At 68.3% G+C, this 16,968-nt stretch carries 15 protein-coding genes; 11 read left to right on the forward strand and 4 right to left on the reverse strand.

The window, feature by feature from the left end; translation table 11 throughout:
- The first annotated feature begins 14 nt into the window (after positions 1 to 14).
- From KPL74_19730 to KPL74_19745, 4 genes are read left to right on the forward strand one after another with little or no spacing between them, the layout of a single operon-like run.
- The gene (locus KPL74_19730) at positions 15 to 749 is read left to right on the forward strand and encodes an SURF1 family protein (protein QWT19966.1); all 735 of its coding nucleotides are present in this window, start codon (positions 15 to 17) and stop codon (positions 747 to 749) included.
- Positions 746 to 1,306 (forward strand): hypothetical protein, encoded by a 561-nt coding sequence (locus KPL74_19735; protein ID QWT19967.1) that lies wholly within the window; start codon positions 746 to 748, stop codon positions 1,304 to 1,306. Before KPL74_19730 ends, KPL74_19735 begins: the two co-directional genes overlap by 4 nt.
- Positions 1,306 to 2,451 carry a COX15/CtaA family protein gene (locus KPL74_19740; GenBank protein ID QWT19968.1) on the forward strand — a complete coding sequence of 382 codons (1,146 nt, stop codon included), beginning with the start codon at positions 1,306 to 1,308 and terminating at the stop codon, positions 2,449 to 2,451. The genes KPL74_19735 and KPL74_19740 overlap by 1 nt, the downstream gene beginning before the upstream one ends.
- On the forward strand, positions 2,448 to 3,365 hold the full coding sequence (locus tag KPL74_19745) for a heme o synthase (protein ID QWT19969.1): 918 nt from the start codon (positions 2,448 to 2,450) through the stop codon (positions 3,363 to 3,365). The genes KPL74_19740 and KPL74_19745 overlap by 4 nt, the downstream gene beginning before the upstream one ends.
- Positions 3,366 to 3,383: 18 nt before the next feature.
- Here the strand turns inward: KPL74_19745 and KPL74_19750 are convergent, their stop codons facing one another.
- Both KPL74_19750 and hemH read right to left on the reverse strand, forming a co-directional pair.
- A complete protein-coding gene (locus KPL74_19750) occupies positions 3,384 to 4,220 on the reverse strand; it encodes an alpha/beta hydrolase (GenBank protein QWT19970.1) in 837 nt (278 codons plus the stop codon).
- A complete protein-coding gene (hemH, locus tag KPL74_19755) occupies positions 4,213 to 5,334 on the reverse strand; it encodes a ferrochelatase (protein ID QWT19971.1) in 1,122 nt (373 codons plus the stop codon). The genes KPL74_19750 and hemH overlap by 8 nt, the downstream gene beginning before the upstream one ends.
- 107 nt (positions 5,335 to 5,441) lie before the next feature.
- On the opposite strand from hemH, the gene KPL74_19760 reads away from it, so the two are divergent.
- The 5 genes from KPL74_19760 to KPL74_19780 all read left to right on the forward strand — a co-directional run bounded on the left by KPL74_19760 (position 5,442) and on the right by KPL74_19780 (position 8,248).
- Complete coding sequence (locus KPL74_19760) at positions 5,442 to 6,134, forward strand: lipid-binding SYLF domain-containing protein (protein ID QWT19972.1); 693 nt, start codon at positions 5,442 to 5,444, stop codon at positions 6,132 to 6,134.
- Between the two features lie 74 nt (positions 6,135 to 6,208).
- On the forward strand, positions 6,209 to 6,445 hold the full coding sequence (gene tatA, locus KPL74_19765; protein ID QWT19973.1) for a Sec-independent protein translocase subunit TatA: 237 nt from the start codon (positions 6,209 to 6,211) through the stop codon (positions 6,443 to 6,445).
- 15 nt (positions 6,446 to 6,460) lie between these two features.
- Positions 6,461 to 6,892 carry a Sec-independent protein translocase protein TatB gene (tatB, locus tag KPL74_19770; protein QWT19974.1) on the forward strand — a complete coding sequence of 144 codons (432 nt, stop codon included), beginning with the start codon at positions 6,461 to 6,463 and terminating at the stop codon, positions 6,890 to 6,892.
- Positions 6,879 to 7,631, forward strand: coding sequence for a twin-arginine translocase subunit TatC (tatC, locus tag KPL74_19775; protein QWT19975.1), 753 nt, complete (start codon positions 6,879 to 6,881; stop codon positions 7,629 to 7,631). The genes tatB and tatC overlap by 14 nt, the downstream gene beginning before the upstream one ends.
- A gap of 5 nt (positions 7,632 to 7,636) precedes the next feature.
- Positions 7,637 to 8,248 carry a hypothetical protein gene (locus KPL74_19780; protein QWT19976.1) on the forward strand — a complete coding sequence of 204 codons (612 nt, stop codon included), beginning with the start codon at positions 7,637 to 7,639 and terminating at the stop codon, positions 8,246 to 8,248.
- Positions 8,249 to 8,265: 17 nt separating this feature from the next.
- On the opposite strand, the gene KPL74_19785 is transcribed toward KPL74_19780, so the two are convergent.
- Both KPL74_19785 and KPL74_19790 read right to left on the reverse strand, forming a co-directional pair.
- Complete coding sequence (locus KPL74_19785) at positions 8,266 to 9,609, reverse strand: S41 family peptidase (protein QWT19977.1); 1,344 nt, start codon at positions 9,607 to 9,609, stop codon at positions 8,266 to 8,268.
- A gap of 14 nt (positions 9,610 to 9,623) precedes the next feature.
- Positions 9,624 to 10,799: a peptidoglycan DD-metalloendopeptidase family protein gene (locus KPL74_19790; GenBank protein QWT19978.1), complete on the reverse strand. Its 1,176-nt coding sequence runs from the start codon at positions 10,797 to 10,799 to the stop codon at positions 9,624 to 9,626.
- A 246-nt stretch (positions 10,800 to 11,045) separates the two neighbouring features.
- Here KPL74_19790 and gltB point away from each other — a divergent pair, with 246 nt between their 5' ends.
- Both gltB and KPL74_19800 read left to right on the forward strand, forming a co-directional pair.
- Positions 11,046 to 15,494 carry a glutamate synthase large subunit gene (gltB, locus tag KPL74_19795; protein ID QWT19979.1) on the forward strand — a complete coding sequence of 1,483 codons (4,449 nt, stop codon included), beginning with the start codon at positions 11,046 to 11,048 and terminating at the stop codon, positions 15,492 to 15,494.
- Complete coding sequence (locus KPL74_19800; GenBank protein QWT19980.1) at positions 15,491 to 16,921, forward strand: FAD-dependent oxidoreductase; 1,431 nt, start codon at positions 15,491 to 15,493, stop codon at positions 16,919 to 16,921. The genes gltB and KPL74_19800 overlap by 4 nt, the downstream gene beginning before the upstream one ends.
- Positions 16,922 to 16,968: the final 47 nt, after the last annotated feature.

The following is a 16,968-nucleotide window of genomic DNA, read 5'->3' on the forward strand; positions in this document are numbered from 1 at the left end:
ACGCGGGGGTTTGCATGAGCTTCCTGCGCCGCCCGACGTGGTTCGCTGTCGCACTGACGGTGGCCGGCGTCCTCGTTTTCTCGCGCCTGGGCGTGTGGCAGCTGGACCGCGCCACGGAGAAGGACGAACTCCTGCGGCGCTACGCCGCAGCCAGCGAAGCCGCGGCGGAGCCGTTCGATCGCGTCGCGGCCGCGCCCCCGGCGGATCGCTATCCCCGGGTGGACCTCGCCGGCGTCTTCCTGCCCGGGCACCGCTATATCCTCGATGACCAGGTTCGCGCGGGCCAGGCCGGCGTGCATGTGTACGTGCCGTTCCTGCCACGCGGCGACAACCATGCCGTGCTGGTCGACCTGGGCTTCCTTCCGCGCGAAGCCGGCAGCCTGCCGAAGCTGCCGCCTGTCCCCGCCGCGCCCACGACCCTGCGCGGCCTCTACGTGCCGCCACCGGGCGTCGGCGTCCGGCTGGGTGGCGACCGCCTGCCGGAGCAGCCGGGGCCGGACAAGACCCTGGTCTATGTCGACACAGGCGAGGTGGCGGCCGACCTTCACCGCTCGCTGTATCCTCGCGTGCTGCTGCTCGATGCCGACCCGTCCACCATCTACGCCCGCGAGTGGACCCCGGCCGTGATGCCGCCGGAGCGCCATCGCGCCTATGCCTTCCAGTGGTTCACCTTCGCGCTGGCCGCGGTGGTGACCTTCGTCCTACTCCATCGCAAGCGGCCGCCCCGCCCACGGACCGATAAGCCATGACCGACCGACCTGCCCATCCTGCTCGCACGGGCCGCCTCAAGCTCGTGCTGATCATGCTGGTCTTCCTGGCGCCCATCGTGGCCGCCGGCATCCTCACGCTCACCGGCTGGCAGCCGGACGGCAAGGGCAATGGCCAGCCGATCGTGCCGCAGCGCACCTTCGAAGGCGTGCATGTCGACGCCGCCGGCAAGCCGTGGGCGTGGCGCGACAGCGAGCCGCGGCTCACCCTCGTCGTGTTGCCCGGCCCGGCATGCGCCACCGAGTGCCTCAAGACCCTCGGCCTCGTGCGCAACGCGCGCATCGTGCTCAACCGCAATGCCGACCGGCTGCGCCTGCTCTACATGGGGCCCGCGCCCACGGCGTCCGATGCGCAGGCGGTGATGGCCGACTACACGCCCGGCACGGGCGGCGAGGATGCGTTCGCGCCGTTCCGCCCGGCCACGCCCGACTCGGTCGCGGTCGTGCTGGTCGAATCCAATGCCACGGCGCTGGCCTGGTACCCGGCGGGCTTCGATCCGAACGGCCTGCGCAAGGACCTGCAGAAGGTGATCCGCTGATGTCTCCCCGTGCCGTGAAAACCCTGCGCACGCTGGCCCTGCTCGCCGCCCTGTTCGCCTTCGGCGTGGTGATGTTCGGTGCCTTCGTACGCCTGTCCAATGCCGGCCTGTCGTGCCCTGACTGGCCGACCTGCTACGGCAAGGTCACCTGGCCTGGACACGCGCAGGACATCGCTCAGGCGAACCAGGCCTTCCCCGATCGCCCTTACGAAACGCACAAGGCGTGGCGCGAGCAGGTGCACCGTTTCCTCGCCGGCAGCCTCGGCGTCATGGTGCTCGCCATCGCGCTGATCGCCGCGTGGCGCAAGCGCTTCGCCGTCGGCGCGATCGTCGTTTCGGCGTTGTTCGCGGCCGTCGGCGTGGTGATGTACATGCGCGGCGAACACGTGGTGTCATCCGCGTTGTCGGCGCTGGCCATCGCCTTGCCGCTCGTCGTCGCCGCCACCCTCGATCGACCCGGTGCGTGGCGCGTGGGCGTGGCCGCGCTGGCCGTCATCATCTTCCAGGCCATGCTTGGCATGTGGACGGTGACGCTGCTGGTGAAGCCGATTGTCGTCACCGGCCACTTGCTCGGTGGCCTGGCGACGTTTGGCCTGCTGGCCTGGGCGGCGCTGCGCTGGTGGCGCGTGGGCACGCCGGACGACCGCTTCGCCGCGTTGCGCACGCCGGTGGCGATCGGCATCGTGGTGCTGGTGTGCCAGATCACCCTGGGTGGCTGGACCAGCTCGAACTACGCCGCGCTCGCCTGCGGCGTGGATTTCCCCAAGTGCCTGGGCCAGTGGTGGCCCGACACGGACTTCCATGAAGCCTTTATCCTCTGGCGCGGCATCGGCGTGAACTACGAAGGCGGCGTGCTCGACATGGCCGCGCGTAGCGCGATCCAGATGGCGCATCGCATCGGCGCCGGCGTCACCTTCATCTACCTTGGCTGGCTGTCGCACAAGCTGGCGCGTGCCGGCCTGCGCAAGGTCGCCATCGCCGTCGCCGTGGTGCTGGTCGTCCAGGTCATCCTCGGCATCGGCAATGTGCACCTTGGCCTGCCGCTGCCCATGGCCACGGCGCACAATGGCGTGGCCGCCCTGCTTCTGTTTACCCTGCTCGCGGCACTGGCCAGCACGCAGCGCCTGCCGTCGGAGACTCCGTGAGCACGTACAAGCAATACCTCGAACTGACCAAGCCGCGCGTCGTCGCGCTGCTGGTGTTCTGCGCCGTCATCGGCATGTTCCTGGCGGTGGATGCCGACGGCAACCGCGTGCTGCCCACCTGGCAGTCCGGCGTCTTCGGCACGCTGGGCATCTGGCTGGCATCCGCCTCCGCGGCGGCGTTCAACCACCTGATCGACCAGCGCATCGACAAGCTGATGGCGCGTACCTCGCACCGGCCGCTGGCGACGGGCCAGCTGACCCCGATGCAGGTATTCGTCTTCGCGATGACCCTGGGCATCGTTTCGATGCTGGTGCTGGTGCTGCTGGTGAACACGCTGACGGCGGTGCTCACCTTCTTCTCGCTGATCGGCTACGCGGTGATCTACACCGCCTACCTGAAACGCGCGACGCCGCAGAACATCGTCATCGGTGGCCTCGCCGGCGCGGCACCGCCGGTGCTCGGCTGGACCGCGGTGACCGGCTCGCTGCATCCGTATGCGCTGCAGCTGCTGCTGATCATCTTCGTGTGGACGCCGCCGCATTTCTGGGCGCTGGCGATCTTCCGCGTCGACGATTACTCGCGTGCGCAGGTGCCGATGCTGCCGGTGACCCACGGCGTCACCTTCACCCGCTGGCACATCTTCTTCTACACCGTGCTGCTGTTCCTGGTGACCCTGCTTCCCTTCCTCACCGGCATGAGCGGCCTGATCTACCTGCTTGGCGCGGTCGTGCTGGGCGCCGGTTTCCTCTGGTACGCCGTGCGGCTGTTCAATCCGCCGGACGACTTCTTCGCGATGAAGGTGTTCAACTATTCCATCGTCTACCTGATGGTGTTGTTCGCCTTCCTGCTGGTCGACCACTGGCTGGTCGAGCCGATGGTGCACCTGCCGATCCGCTTCGATCCGATCGTCTGACCGAAAGGCCCGCGGTCGTCAGAACGCGGCATGCACCCACTGCGCCACGGCATCCGGGTGTTCCATGTGCAGGTGGTGCCCGCCATCCATGTGGGTGACGCGGATGCTGTCGACGCAGTCGATCCGCACCTGCATGGCGTCGGGTTCGAGGTAGGGCGGATGCGGCCTGGCCAATAGCAGCGAGGTGGGCGCGGCGAGGCCGAGCAGCAGGGCCATGACCTGCGTTTCCGCCAGGCGAATGGCGGTCGGACGCGACAGCCGCGGATCGCTGCGCCAGCTATAGCCGCCTTCGACCGGGCGCAGCCCACGCTCGACGATCAGGCGGCCCAGCGCCGGGTCGAGCCCGCTCGCCAGGGCACGTGCGTCGGCGGCGGACTCGATGCTCGGGAACACGCGCAGGGGGCGATTGCCTGTCAACTTCAGGGCCATCGCCTCGCGAAAACGGTCCAGCGTCCGCGAGCCATCGTCGCCGAGCGGGCCCAGCCCCTCGATCAACGCCAGTGCGCGCACGCGTTCCGGCGCGGCGACGGCCAGCAGGGTCGCGACGCCTGCGCCAAGCGAATGGCCCAGCAAATGGAAACGGGGCAGGGCGAGTGCGTCCACGGCTGCGAGCACGGCGCGCACGTAATCCACGTGCTGGTAAATCGTGCCCTCGGGCAGGTGGCCGGAGTGGCCGTGCCCGGGCAGGTCCAGTGCGATGACGTGGAATCGATCGGCCAGCCGGGGTGCGAGCAGGGCGAAGCTGGCGGCGTTGTCCAGCCAGCCGTGCACCATCACCAGCGGCTGCGCGTCCGGTTCGCCCCATGCCTGCCCGGCGATCTCCAGGCCAGGGGTCGAAAAGTTGAGCTCACGCACCGAATGCCGCCTTTCGCGCGCGTTCGCGTGCGGCGGCGAGCTTCACCGCTTCGGCGCCGGCGTCGTAGGCGGGGTCGAACTCCGGCCAGCCCTGGATATGCCGTAGCACCAGGTCGGCCAGCGCTGCGACATGCGTGGGCGCGGCATTGAGGCAGGGGATGTAGCTGAGGGTCTCACCGCCGGCTTCGCGGAAGAAATCCGCGTTCTGCATGGCGATCTCTTCCAGCGTTTCCAGGCAATCCACGGCGAAGCCCGGGCTGATCACGTCGATCCGGCGGATGCCCTGCGCGCCAAGCTTGCGCACCACCTCGTCGGTGTAGGGATGCAGCCAACGCTCCCGGCCCACGCGCGACTGGAAGCTGAAAAGCGCTTCGTCATCCGACAGGCCCAGTGCCTCGCGCAGCAGGCGTGCGGTGGCATGGCACTGGCAGAAGTAGGGATCGCCGTTGCGCACGTAGCGCTCCGGGATGCCGTGGAAGCTCATCAACAGCTTCTCGCCGCGACCATGTGCCTGCCAGTGCGCCCGCACGCTGTCGGCCAGCGCGGCGATGTAGGCCGGGTCGTCGTGGTAATCGTTGACCTGGCGCAGCTCGGGCGGCCAGCGCAGGCCCTTCACCGTATCGGCCACGGCGTCGAACACGCTGCCGGTGCTGGTGGCCGAATACTGCGGGTACAGCGGCAGCACGAGCAGGCGCCGCACGCCCTCGCGCTGCAACTGGGCCACGGTGTCGGCCACCGACGGCTTGCCATAACGCATGGCCAGCGCCACCCGCACGGGGCCCGGCCGGCGGCGGGCGAGTTCGGCGCCCAGCTCGGCGGCCAGCGCCTCGCTGCCCACCCGCAGGGGCGAGCCTTCCTTCGTCCAGATGCGCTCGTAGGCATGCGCCGAGCGCTTCGGCCGGATCCGCAGGATCACCCCGTGCAGGATCAGCTTCCAGAGCAGGCGGGGATACTCGATGACGCGTGGATCACCGAGGAACTGGGCGAGATAGGGCCTGACCGCGGCGGCGGTGGGCGCTTCAGGTGTACCAAGGTTAACCAGCAGCACGCCGGCCTTCGCCGGGATGTCGTGGGAATGACCGTTCAGGCCGGTATAGTTCGGGGTACCTGGCATCGGATTCGGTGTTCGCGGGGACCCCGGCAGTCTGCCATACGCAGGTGCGGGGCGGCTCCCGACACATCGCCGCGGATCCAGCCCAAAGCGTTCAAAAGGAGCCACCGATGACCCAACGCCCGACCCGTCTGCTCGCCCTGGGCCTTGTTGCCCTGCTGCCGTCCATGGCCGCGCAGGCCGCCGATCCGCCGCGCAAGCAGGCGACCGAGGCCGTTCGCGTCCTCGAAGAGATGATCAACGACGCCCCGGACAAGTCCCTGCCGACGGATTTGCTCAAGAACGCCTGCGCGGTGGCGATCATCCCCGGCATGGTCAAGGGTGGCTTCGTGTTCTCCGGCGCCAAGGGCGAGGGCCTGATCGCCGAGCGCAAGGACTGCACCGGCACCTGGTCGAACCCGAACTTCATCTCCACGGCCGCCGCGGGCGTCGGTTTCCAGGCTGGCATCCAGTCGATCGACGTGATCCTGGTGTTCCGCACCCACAAGGGCGTCGACCAGATCATCGATGGCCAGTTCACCATGGGCGCCAGCGCCTCCGCGGCCGCCGGCCCGGTCGGTCGCTCGGCCATGGCGGCCACCAATGGCAAGATGAACGCGGAAATCTATACCTATTCCCGCGCCAAGGGCCTGTTCGCCGGCATCTCGCTGGATGGCTCGCGGATCAGCATCGACGACGACTCCAACGAGGAAATCTACGGCCCGGGGATCACCGCGCGGCGCATTTTCGAGGGCGGTGTCACGAATGTTCCAAGCGAGGTGAACGCATTCCGGGATAAACTCGAGGAGTACACTCAGAAGTAGTCCCGTTCCATGTGGCGCCCCCCGGGGCGCCGCGCCCGTCCCAACGGTGCCCTAGGGGGTGCCCCGAGGTTTCCATGAGCATTACCCATATCGTCCTCCTGCTGCTTGTCGTCGTGTTGATCTTCGGCACGAAGAAGCTGCGTAACATCGGCTCGGACCTGGGCGGCGCCATGCGCGACTTCAAGAAGGGCATGGATGGCGGCGAAGAAGAAGAGCAGCGCAAGCGCGAGGCTGAAAAGCTGCGCGCCGAGTCCCAGTCCAGCGAGAACGTCCGGCGCGACAGCACCGAGACCCACGACCGCGCCCCGTAAGAGGGCCCACGCGCCATGATCGAGATCAGCTTTGGCAAGCTGCTGCTGCTCGCACTGGTGGCGCTGATTGTCCTCGGCCCCGAGCGCCTGCCGCACGCCGCCCGCACCGCGGGCGCGCTGCTGCGCCGGGTGCGCAACGGCTGGGATAGCGTCCGCTCGGAAGTCGAGCGCGAGATCCAGGCCGAAGAGATCAAGCGCACCCTGCGCGAAACCGCCGAGACGGCCCGTGCCGCGCAGGATGGGGTCCGCAAGGATTTCCACGATGCCGGCGCCGGCATCCGCGAGGCGCAGGACAGTTTCCGCGACACCGGTGCGCAGGTCCGCGACGCCTACAGCGAGGCCCAGGCCACGCATGCCGGCCCGCGCGAGCCCGACCCGGAACGCGACATGCTTCCGTTGAACAAGGGCGACGAGCCCACCCGGAACGATACGCATGAGCGCACGTGATCCGTCCGCCGAAGACGGTCTCGAAGAGGGCCTGTTTTCCCACCTGATGGAGCTGCGCACGCGGCTGATGCGCGCGATCGTGGTGCTGCTCATCGTGTTGCTGTGCCTGGTGCCGCTGGCCAACCACCTCTACGCCGAGCTGGCCAAACCGCTGGTCGAGAAGATGCCCAACGGCGCGCACCTGATCGCCACCGAGGTCGCCAGCCCGTTCGTCACCCCCCTGAAGCTCGCGTTCTACGTCGCGCTGTTCATCAGCATGCCGATGATCCTGTACCAGCTGTGGTCGTTCGTCAGCCCCGGCCTGTACAAGCACGAGAAGCGCCTGGCCCGCCCGTTGCTGGTGGCGTCGCTGGTGCTGTTCTACGCGGGCTGCGCGTTCGCGTATTTCGTGGTGATGCCGGCGGCGTTCAAGTTCCTCAACGCCGTGACGCCCGAGGGCGTCGCGATGATGACCGACATCACCCATTACCTCGATTTCGTCACCCTGATGTTCTTCGCCTTCGGGCTGTGCTTCGAGGTGCCGGTCGCGGTGGTGATCCTCGCAGCGTTGGGCATCGTCGATGCCGAGAAGCTGAGCAAGGGGCGTGGCTATGCCATCGTCGGTGCGTTCGCCATCGCCGCGTTCATCACCCCTCCCGACCTGCTCTCGATGGTGATGCTGGCCGTGCCCATGTGCCTGCTCTACGAAGTGGGCCTGCTCTCCGTGCGTTTCCTGCTGAAACCGGCCGTGCCGGAGTAGCGGCGATGAGCACGAACCGGGGGTGGCTGGCAGTGAAGGGCAAGGACGGTGCGGCGGTGTTCGCCGAACTGGACCTGGTTCCGAGTGGCGAGGCTGCCCCACGGGCCCGGCGCGGCATGGCGATGATGCTGCCGAACGGCTGGTTCGTGGTGGTCACGCGCTTTGCCTCGCCCCTGCTGACCGAGGACTCGCTGCTCGCGCTGTCGAAGGGCTGTCGCGTGGTCGCGGTGCAGTGGGACGAGACCGCGGCCAGCTTCGCCACGGCCTACGAGGACGGCAAGCCGGCCTGGCATGTCGAGCACAACACCGACAGCGAAGCGGTGCGCGTGCTGGTCACCAGCGGCCAGCTGCCGCCCACCTTCGACATCCTGCATGCGCGCTTCGAAGCCGAGCAGGACGCGGCCGATGCCGAGGGCAACGACGTCGACTGCTTCCATGCGTTGCCGGTCGAACTGGCCGAGGCCGTCACCGGCTTTGAATACGACATGGGCGCGGGCGCCTATGGCGTCGCGCAGTTCGACGGCTGGAAGATGGGTGAGGACGCGATCCCGCGGGCGGCATCTCGCCGGCTTAAGCGGATGATCCGCGCGTCGCGGCCCTGGTGGAAATTCTGGTAACCACCAGGGACGCCGCCTCAGCGGCGGTTTAGCGACAGACCCTTCAACACGTTCAGTGCCTGCGACAGCGCATAGTCTTCCAGCGCCAGTTTGCCGTCGTCGTCGGCGGTCGCCTTCGCGTCGGCCGACGCCTTCTCGTTGACCAGGTGGTTCGGCAGGTCGGCTTCGGAGCCGATCAACGACGGCGCCGTGTCGCTCTTGTTCACGGCAAGGTCGGCGAGGGCGATGTCCGGCTTGATGCCTTCGGCCTGGATCGAGGTGCCACTGGGCGTGTAGTAACGCGCCGTCGTGATCTTCACCGCGCTGTCCTGGTCCAGCGGCAGCACGGTCTGCACTACGCCCTTGCCGAAGGTGCGCCGGCCCATGATCAGCGCGCGATGGTTGTCTTTCAGCGCGCCGGAGACGATTTCCGCGGCGGATGCCGTGCCGTTGTCGACCAGCAGCACCATCGGCGCGCCGTTGAGCAGGTCGCCCGGGTGGGCGTCGAAGTGCAGGTTGGCATCGGGCAGGCGGCCCTTCGTGGTGACGATGGTCCCCGAGTCCAGGAACGCGTCGGAGACGCCCACCGCCGTAGTCAGCAGGCCGCCCGGGTTGGAGCGCAGGTCGAGCACGGCGCCACGCGGCGCGCCGTTCTTCTTGATGTAATCGCCCAGCTTCTTTTCCATGTCCGACGCGGTGTCTTCCTGGAACTGGCTGAGGCGGATATAGACGTAGCCGGTCTCGAGCTGGCGCACCTTCACGCTGGTCACATTGATGCGTTCGCGCACCAACGGCATGTCGATCGGCTTGTCGGACTTCTCGTGCAGGATGGTCAGCGTGACCTTCGAGCCCGGGTCGCCGCGCAGCTTCTTGAAGGCCTCGTCGATGTTCTGCTGGTCGACGATGGTGCCGTCCACCTTGAGGATGGTGTCGCCCGGCTTGATCCCCGCCCGCGAGGCCGGGGTGTCGTCGATCGGCGAGACGATCTTCAGCAGGCCGTCGACCTGCAGCACCTCGATGCCGAGGCCGCCGTACTTGCCGGTGGTGTCCTCGTCCAGCTCGTCGAGGCCTTCCTTGTCCAGGTATTCGCTGTGTGGGTCGAGGTTCTCCAGCATGCCGGAGATGGCCGCCTTCATGATCGTCTTGTTGTCGAGCTTTTCGACGTACGCCTGCTGGATGATGTGGTAGACCCGCGTGAAGTTGCGGATGTCTTCCAGGTCGACGCTGTCGTCGGCCTTGCTGGCCACGGCGGCGGCCGTGCTGCTGGACGCGGCGGGCGCGTCCGGCTGCTTCACCGGGGCCTTGCCCTGGGCGTGGGCCGTGGGCACCAGCGCGACGGCCAGGGCCATTGCGAGGGCGACGCGAAGGGGGTGCTGGCGCATGCCGTTCTCCATGATCAATGTCGTTTCGATAGCCAGCCGCGCGCATCGATGGGCTTGCCACCCTGGCGCAGCTCGAAATACGCGCCGTTGTCGCCGGCCGGCGCCGCGGCGGTGCCGACGGCTTCGCCGGCCTCCACCGAGTCGCCCACGCCGTGCAGCAGCGTTTCGTTGTTGCCGTACATGCTCATGAAGCCGTTGCCGTGGTTCACGATGATCATCATGCCGTAGCCGCGCAGGAAGTTGGCGAACACCACCCGCCCGCGCGCCACCGACTTCACCTCGCTGCCGCGCGGCGCGACGATGATCACGCCGTTGCCGAAGGCGTGCACCGGGCCGTTGGCCGGCCATGGCAGGTTGCCGCGCAGGTTGCCCAGCGCCGGGCCCGCCGGCGCGCCCTTTGGCGCGGCTGCCGGCTCGGCGGCTTTCGCCGCTTCGTCGATCACCTTCTGCAGCTTGCCTACCAGTGCGTCCACGTCTTGCTCGTTCTGCTTCAGGGCGGCCATGCGCTGGCCCTGGTCCTTGTAACGGGCGTCCGCGGCGGCGGCCAGCTTCTGCTGCTCGCTGCGCTGGCGTTCGAGGTCGGCGGAGCGCTTTTCACGTTCGGCGCGGGTGGCTTCCAGCTTCTGCTGCTCGGCGGTGATGGCGTTTTCGACATCCTGCAGGCGGGAAAGATCCGCGAGCAGGCCCTTGATCCGCTCCACCCGGCTTTCCTGGAAATAGCGCGAGTAGGCCAGTGCGCGGGAAATCCGGTTGATGTCCTCGTCACCGAGCAGGAGCTGCAGGTCGGAGCCGCGGCCCAGGGTGTAGGTGGCGCGGAGCAGGTCGCCCAGCGCGCCCTTGTGTTTCGACAGCTCGGTCTGCATCGCGCCGCGCTGCTGGTTGAGCTGGTCGAGGTCGTGCTGGCGCTGGGCCAGCTCGGCGTCGGTTTCGCGGACCGCCCGGGCGGCGGACGAGACCTCTTCGGCCTTTTTTGCCAGGGCGGCGTTTGCGCTGTCCCGGCTGTTGGCCGTGTCGCGCTGGTCCTTCGTCAGCGACTCGATCTGCTGGCGGACCCCCTGCAGCTTCTGCCGCGCCTCCTCCTGCTCGGCGCGGGCCTTCGCATCCTGCGCGGCGTGGGCCGGCGGGATCGGGGCGAGGCTGGCGAGGGCAAGGGCGAGGCTAAGGGCGGGCAGGCGGAGGTAAGGGCGCATCGCGCGATTATGACCCATCGGGCCCCCGCCCGCCGTGCCCCCCATCCCCCTGGCACGTGGTCCGTCCCGCCGTGAGACGTAAGGTTTTCGTTCGGACGTCCAAACGCTTTGACGCAACGCGGCAAATGTGTGTACCTTCGGGGTCATGCCCTTCGCGTGCATGTATGGTCGGCCGCTCCACGGTCGCAGGCCACGCGCATGCGTCCCCGGGTTCCCAGCACAACCGCATGCCACAGGAGGCGTTTGGTGAAGCAAGGCGCACCGAGCCTCTACGACGAGGCTTTCGAACACGACAGTTGCGGTTTCGGCATCGTTGCGCAGATCGACGGGCACGCGAGCGCGAAGCTCGTCGATACCGCGTTCGACGCACTGGCAAAGCTTTCCCACCGCGGTGGCGTGAACGCCGACGGCATCAGCGGCGACGGTTGCGGCGTGCTTATCCGCCGCCCGGTCGAGTGGTTACGTGCGCTCGCTTCCAGCGCCGGCATCACCGTGTCCACGCAGTTCGCCGCGGGCGTCGTCTTCCTCGATCCCGAGACGCAGGCTGCCGCGGTAGTTGCACTTGAAACCGAAATCGTCGCGGCCGGCCTGCGTGTCGCCGGCTGGCGCGACGTCGCCGTCGATCCCAGCGCGTGCGGTCCGCTCGCTGCTTCCTCGATGCCGCTCGTGCGCCAGGTGTTCGTCGATGCGCCGGGCGACATGCCGCCGGCCAGGTTCGAAGCCGCCCTGTTCCGTGCGCGCCGTCGCGCCGAACAGGCCCTGCGCGGCGATCGCCAGTTCTACGTGGTCTCGCTGTCGGGCGAAGTCATCGGCTACAAGGCGATGGCCGCGCCGGGCCACCTGCGCGATGTCTATCCCGACCTGAAGCATCCCGCGCTGGTCGCCGATGCCGTCGTCTTCCACCAGCGCTTCTCGACCAACACGTCGCCGAAGTGGCGCCTGGCCCAGCCGTTCCGTTTCCTCGCCCACAACGGCGAGATCAACACCATCCGCGCCAACCGCCGCTGGATGCAGGCGCGAGGCAGCGTCATGCGTTCCGAGCACGTCGACCTGTCCGACATCGGCCCGCTGGTCACCCAGGACGGTTCCGATTCGGAAAGCCTGGACAACGCGCTGGAAGTGCTGCTGCGGGGCGGCATGGACCTGCTCACCGCGATGCGCGTGCTGGTGCCGCCGGCTTACGCCGCGCGCGAAGACATCGACGAAGACCTTGCCGCCTTCTACGAGTACTACGCGCTGCACAGCGAGCCGTGGGATGGCCCGGCCGGCCTGGTGATGTGCGACGGCCGCTATGCTGCGTGCACGCTCGACCGCAACGGCCTGCGTCCTGCGCGTTGGGCGCTGTCCGACGACAACCACCTCATCGTCGCCTCCGAAGCCGGCCTGTGGGACGTGCCGTCCTCGCGCATCGTCGCGAAGGGTCGGCTGGCGCCGGGCGAGATGATCGCGGTGGATTTCCGCGAGCACCGCCTGCTGCGCGATGCGGACATCGATGCGATCAACCGTGCACGTGCGCCGTTCCGCGAATGGCTGCGCGATGGCGTGACCTACCTCGAGTCCGACCTGATCGACCCGAGCCTCGCCGCCGAACCGCTGCCCGCCGAAGAGCTGCGCCGTTACCAGAAACTGTTCGGCCTCTCCCGCGAAGAGAGCGAGTCGGTGCTGAAGGTGCTGGCCGAGACCGAAGCCGAAGCCACCGGTTCGATGGGCGACGACACGCCGATGGCGGTGTTGTCGCGCCAGGTGCGGCCGCTGTTCGATCGCTTCCGCCAGGGCTTCGCCCAGGTGACCAATCCGCCGATCGATCCGCTGCGCGAGCGGCTGGTCATGTCGCTGGTCACCCAGATCGGCCAGGAACGCAACATCTTCGACCTCGGTCCGGAGAACGCGCGGCAGATCCTGCTGAACTCGCCGATCCTGTCCCAGCGCAAGCTGCGCCAGATCCTGGCTAACAAGGCTTACGCCGACACGCCGCGCTTCGACCTGATGTACGGCGGCGACGACACGCTGGAACAGGCGCTCGCGCGCCTGTGCGACGACGTCGAAGCGGCCGTGCGCGGTGGCGTGCAGGTGGTGTTCCTCAGCGACCGCTATCCGCGTCGCGACCTGTTGCCGATCCATGCGCTGCTCGCCACCGGCGCGGTGCATGCGCGCCTGGTCGAAACCGGCCTGCGATGTCAGTGCAACATCATGGTCGAGACCGCCACCACGCGCGATCCGCACCAGTTCGCCTGCCTGCTCGGCTTCGGCGCGACCGCGATCTATCCCTGGCTCGCTTACCAGAGCCTGTTCGACCTCGGCCGTAGCGGTCACCTGCGCAAGGGCGAAGGCGGCCCGCGCGAGATCGGCCGCAACTACCGCCGTGGCATCCGCAAGGGCCTGCTGAAGATCCTGTCGAAGATGGGCATCTCCACCGTGGCTGGCTATCGCGGTGCGCAGCTGTTCGAGATCGTCGGCCTGTCGAAGGACGTGGTCGATGCCTGCTTCCCGGGCACGCCCTCGCGTATCGGTGGCAGCACCTTCGCCGACCTGGAACACGAGCAGCGCGTGCTCGCCGCGGAAGCCTGGGACGAAGCCCAGTCGCTGCGTGCCGGTGGCCTGTACAAGTACGTGCACGGTGGCGAATTCCACATGTACAACCCGGACGTCATCGCAAGCCTGCAGGTGGCGGTGCGCACGGGCGAGTGGAGCGACTACGAGACCTACGCGCGCTACGTCGACACGCGTCCCGCCTCGGCCCTGCGCGACCTGCTGGTACCGCGCGACGCCACGCCGATCCCGCTCGACGAGGTCGAGCCGGTCGAAGCCATCCTCAAGCGCTTCGATTCGGCGGGCATGTCGCTCGGTGCGTTGTCGCCCGAAGCACACGAAGCGCTCGCCATCGCGATGAACCGGCTGGGCGCGCGCAGCAACTCCGGCGAAGGCGGCGAAGATCCCGCGCGTTACGGCACCGACCGCCAGTCGAAGATCAAGCAGGTGGCGTCCGGTCGCTTCGGCGTCACCCCGGCCTACCTCGTCAACGCCGAGGTGCTGCAGATCAAGATCGCGCAGGGTGCGAAGCCCGGCGAGGGTGGTCAGTTGCCCGGCCATAAGGTCGACGCGACGATCGCCCGCCTGCGTTACGCCAAGCCCGGCATCGGCCTCATCTCGCCGCCGCCACACCACGACATCTACTCGATCGAAGACCTGGCCCAGCTGATCCACGACCTGAAGGAAGTGAATCCGCAGGCGCTGGTCTCGGTGAAGCTGGTCTCGCACGCGGGCGTCGGCACGGTGGCGGCAGGCGTGGTGAAAGCAGGTGCGGACCTGATCACGGTGTCCGGCCACGACGGCGGCACCGGTGCCAGCCCGCTCACCTCGATCAAGTACGCCGGCACGCCGTGGGAACTCGGCCTTGCCGAGACCCAGCAGACGCTGCGCCTGAACGATCTGCGCGGGCGCGTGCGCCTGCAGACCGACGGTGGCCTGAAGACCGGCCTCGACGTGATCAAGGCGGCCATGCTCGGTGCGGAAAGCTTCGGCTTCGGCACGGGCCCGATGGTCGCGCTGGGCTGCAAGTACCTGCGCATCTGCCACCTGAACAACTGCGCCACCGGCGTGGCCACGCAGCATCCGGTGCTGCGCACGAAGCACTTCATCGGCTTGCCGGACATGGTGATGAACTACTTCCGCTTCGTCGCGGAAGACGTGCGTCGCCACCTCGCGCGCCTCGGCGTGCGTTCGCTGGCGGAGCTGGTCGGCCAGTCCGGCCGCCTCGAGCAGCGTTCGGGCGTCACCGCCGTGCAGGATCGCCTCGACCTCTCGCCGCTGATCAGCGAAGACGGCCTGGGCGAGCAGGTGGATTTCGCCTGCACGCTGGCACGCAATCCCATGCGTGATCCCGCGGCGCTGGCGAGCCGGATCTCGGCGGACGTGCGCGAGATCGTGAAGGACGGCCTCGGCGGTACCTTCAGCTATCCGATCGCGAACACCGACCGTGCCATCGGCGCGCGCCTGTCCGGCGACGTCGCCCGTCGCTGGGGCGATGCCGGCATGGTCGATCGCCCGATCAACCTGCATCTCACCGGGTCGGCGGGGCAGAGTCTGGGCGCGTGGAATGCCGCGGGCGTGCACATCGACCTCGTCGGCGAAGCGAACGACGGCGTGGGCAAGGGCATGGCCGGTGGCCGGCTGGTGATCCGTCCGCCGGCGGACTCGCCGTTCAAGAGCCAGGAGGCGTCGATCATCGGCAACACCTGCCTGTATGGCGCGACCGGTGGCGAGCTGTATGCCGCTGGCCAGGCCGGCGAACGCTTCGCCGTGCGCAACTCCGGCGCGCTCGCCGTCGTCGAAGGCGCGGGCGACCATTGCTGCGAATACATGACCGGCGGCGTCGTCGCCGTGCTCGGCCGCACCGGGCTGAACTTCGGCGCGGGCATGACCGGTGGTTTCGCCTACGTGCTCGACGTCGACCGCAGCTTCGTCGATTGCTACAACCACGAACTCGTCGACATCGTGCGCATCTCGCACGAAGGCATGGAACATTACATGCAGCACCTGCGCCAGCTCATCGCCCGCCACGCGGAACTGACGGACAGCGCCTGGGGCCGTCGCGTGCTCGGCGACTTCCGCGGCCTGTTGCAGCGTTTCTGGCTGGTCAAGCCGAAGGCCGCCAGCCTCGACGCACTGGCTGAAGAACTGCGGAGCGCCGCATGAGCGCGAAAGACTTCCGCTTCCTCGACCTGCCGCGGCAGACGCCGCGCACCGTGCCCGTCGCGGTCCGCGTGCTTGGCTACGGCGAGATCTCCGGCGACTTCGCCTCGGGCGAGGCCTCGTCGCAGTCGGGGCGCTGCATCGATTGTGGCAACCCGTACTGCGAACACGCGTGCCCGGTGCACAACTACATCCCGAACTGGCTGAAGCTCGTCCAGGACGGCCGCCTGTTCGAAGCCGCGACCCTGATGCACGAGACCAACCCGTTGCCGGAGATCTGCGGCCGCGTCTGCCCGCAGGACCGCCTGTGCGAAGGTGCGTGCACGCTGGAGCAGGGTGACTTCGGTGCGGTGACGATCGGTAGCGTCGAGCGCTGGGTGACCGACGAAGCCTTCCGCCAGGGCTGGCGTCCGGATCTTTCCCGCGTGAAGGAAACCGGTGCGCGCGTCGCGATCGTGGGTGCAGGCCCGGCCGGCCTCGCCGCCGCGGATCGCCTGCGTCGCGCGGGTATCGCCGCCGACGTGTTCGATCGCCAGCATGAAATCGGTGGCCTGCTGACCTTCGGCATCCCGCCGTTCAAGCTCGACAAGAACGTGGTGCTGACGCGCCGCGGCGTGCTCGAAGGGATGGGCGTGCGCTTCCATCTCGGCGTCGAGATCGGCCGCGATATCGAATTCGATGAATTGCTCAACGATTACGACGCCGTGTTCGTCGGCACCGGTGCCTACACCTATGTCGATGGCCAGCTCGACGGTCGCGAACTCGGCGGCGTGCACGACGCGCTGCCGTTCCTCATCGCCAACACCGAACGCCTGCTGCGCGAGCAGCCGCCGGTGCCGGAATACGACCTCGCCGGCAAGCACGTCGTCGTGCTCGGCGGCGGCGACACCGGCATGGACTGCAACCGCACGGCGATCCGCCTCGGTGCCGCGTCGGTGACCTGCGTCTACCGTCGCGACGAGCCGAGCATGCCGGGCTCGCGCCGCGAGGTGGGTTATAGCCGCGAGGAGGGCGTGCGTTTCCTGTTCCAGCGGCAGCCGATCTCGCTGGTCGGCGAGGGCGGCAAGGTGAAGGCGGTGCGCGTGGTCGAAACGCAGCTGGTCGATGCGGGCGATGGACGCCCGCGTCCGCAGAACGTCGCGGGCAGCGAGACCGACCTGCGTGCCGACGTGGTGATCCAGGCCTTCGGTTTCCAGCCGAGCCCGCCGGACTGGTGCGACGCCTTCGGCATCGCGCGCGACCGCAGCGGCCGCATCGTCACCGGCGCGGAAGGCAGCCTGCCACACCAGACCTCCAACCCGCGCATCTTCGCCGGTGGCGACAACGTCCGCGGCGCCGACCTCGTCGTCCGTGCCGTCTACGATGGCCGCGAAGCCGCCGCGTCCATCGTCCGCATGCTGGCCACCGCGAGGGCCACCGTCGCCGTGTAAAACCGCGTAAGTTTTCACTGGCCCGTGGGCGCACAATACGGGGCATG

The sequence above is a fragment of the Bacillus sp. NP157 genome (assembly GCA_018889975.1).
Lineage (GTDB): Bacteria > Pseudomonadota > Gammaproteobacteria > Xanthomonadales > Rhodanobacteraceae > Luteibacter.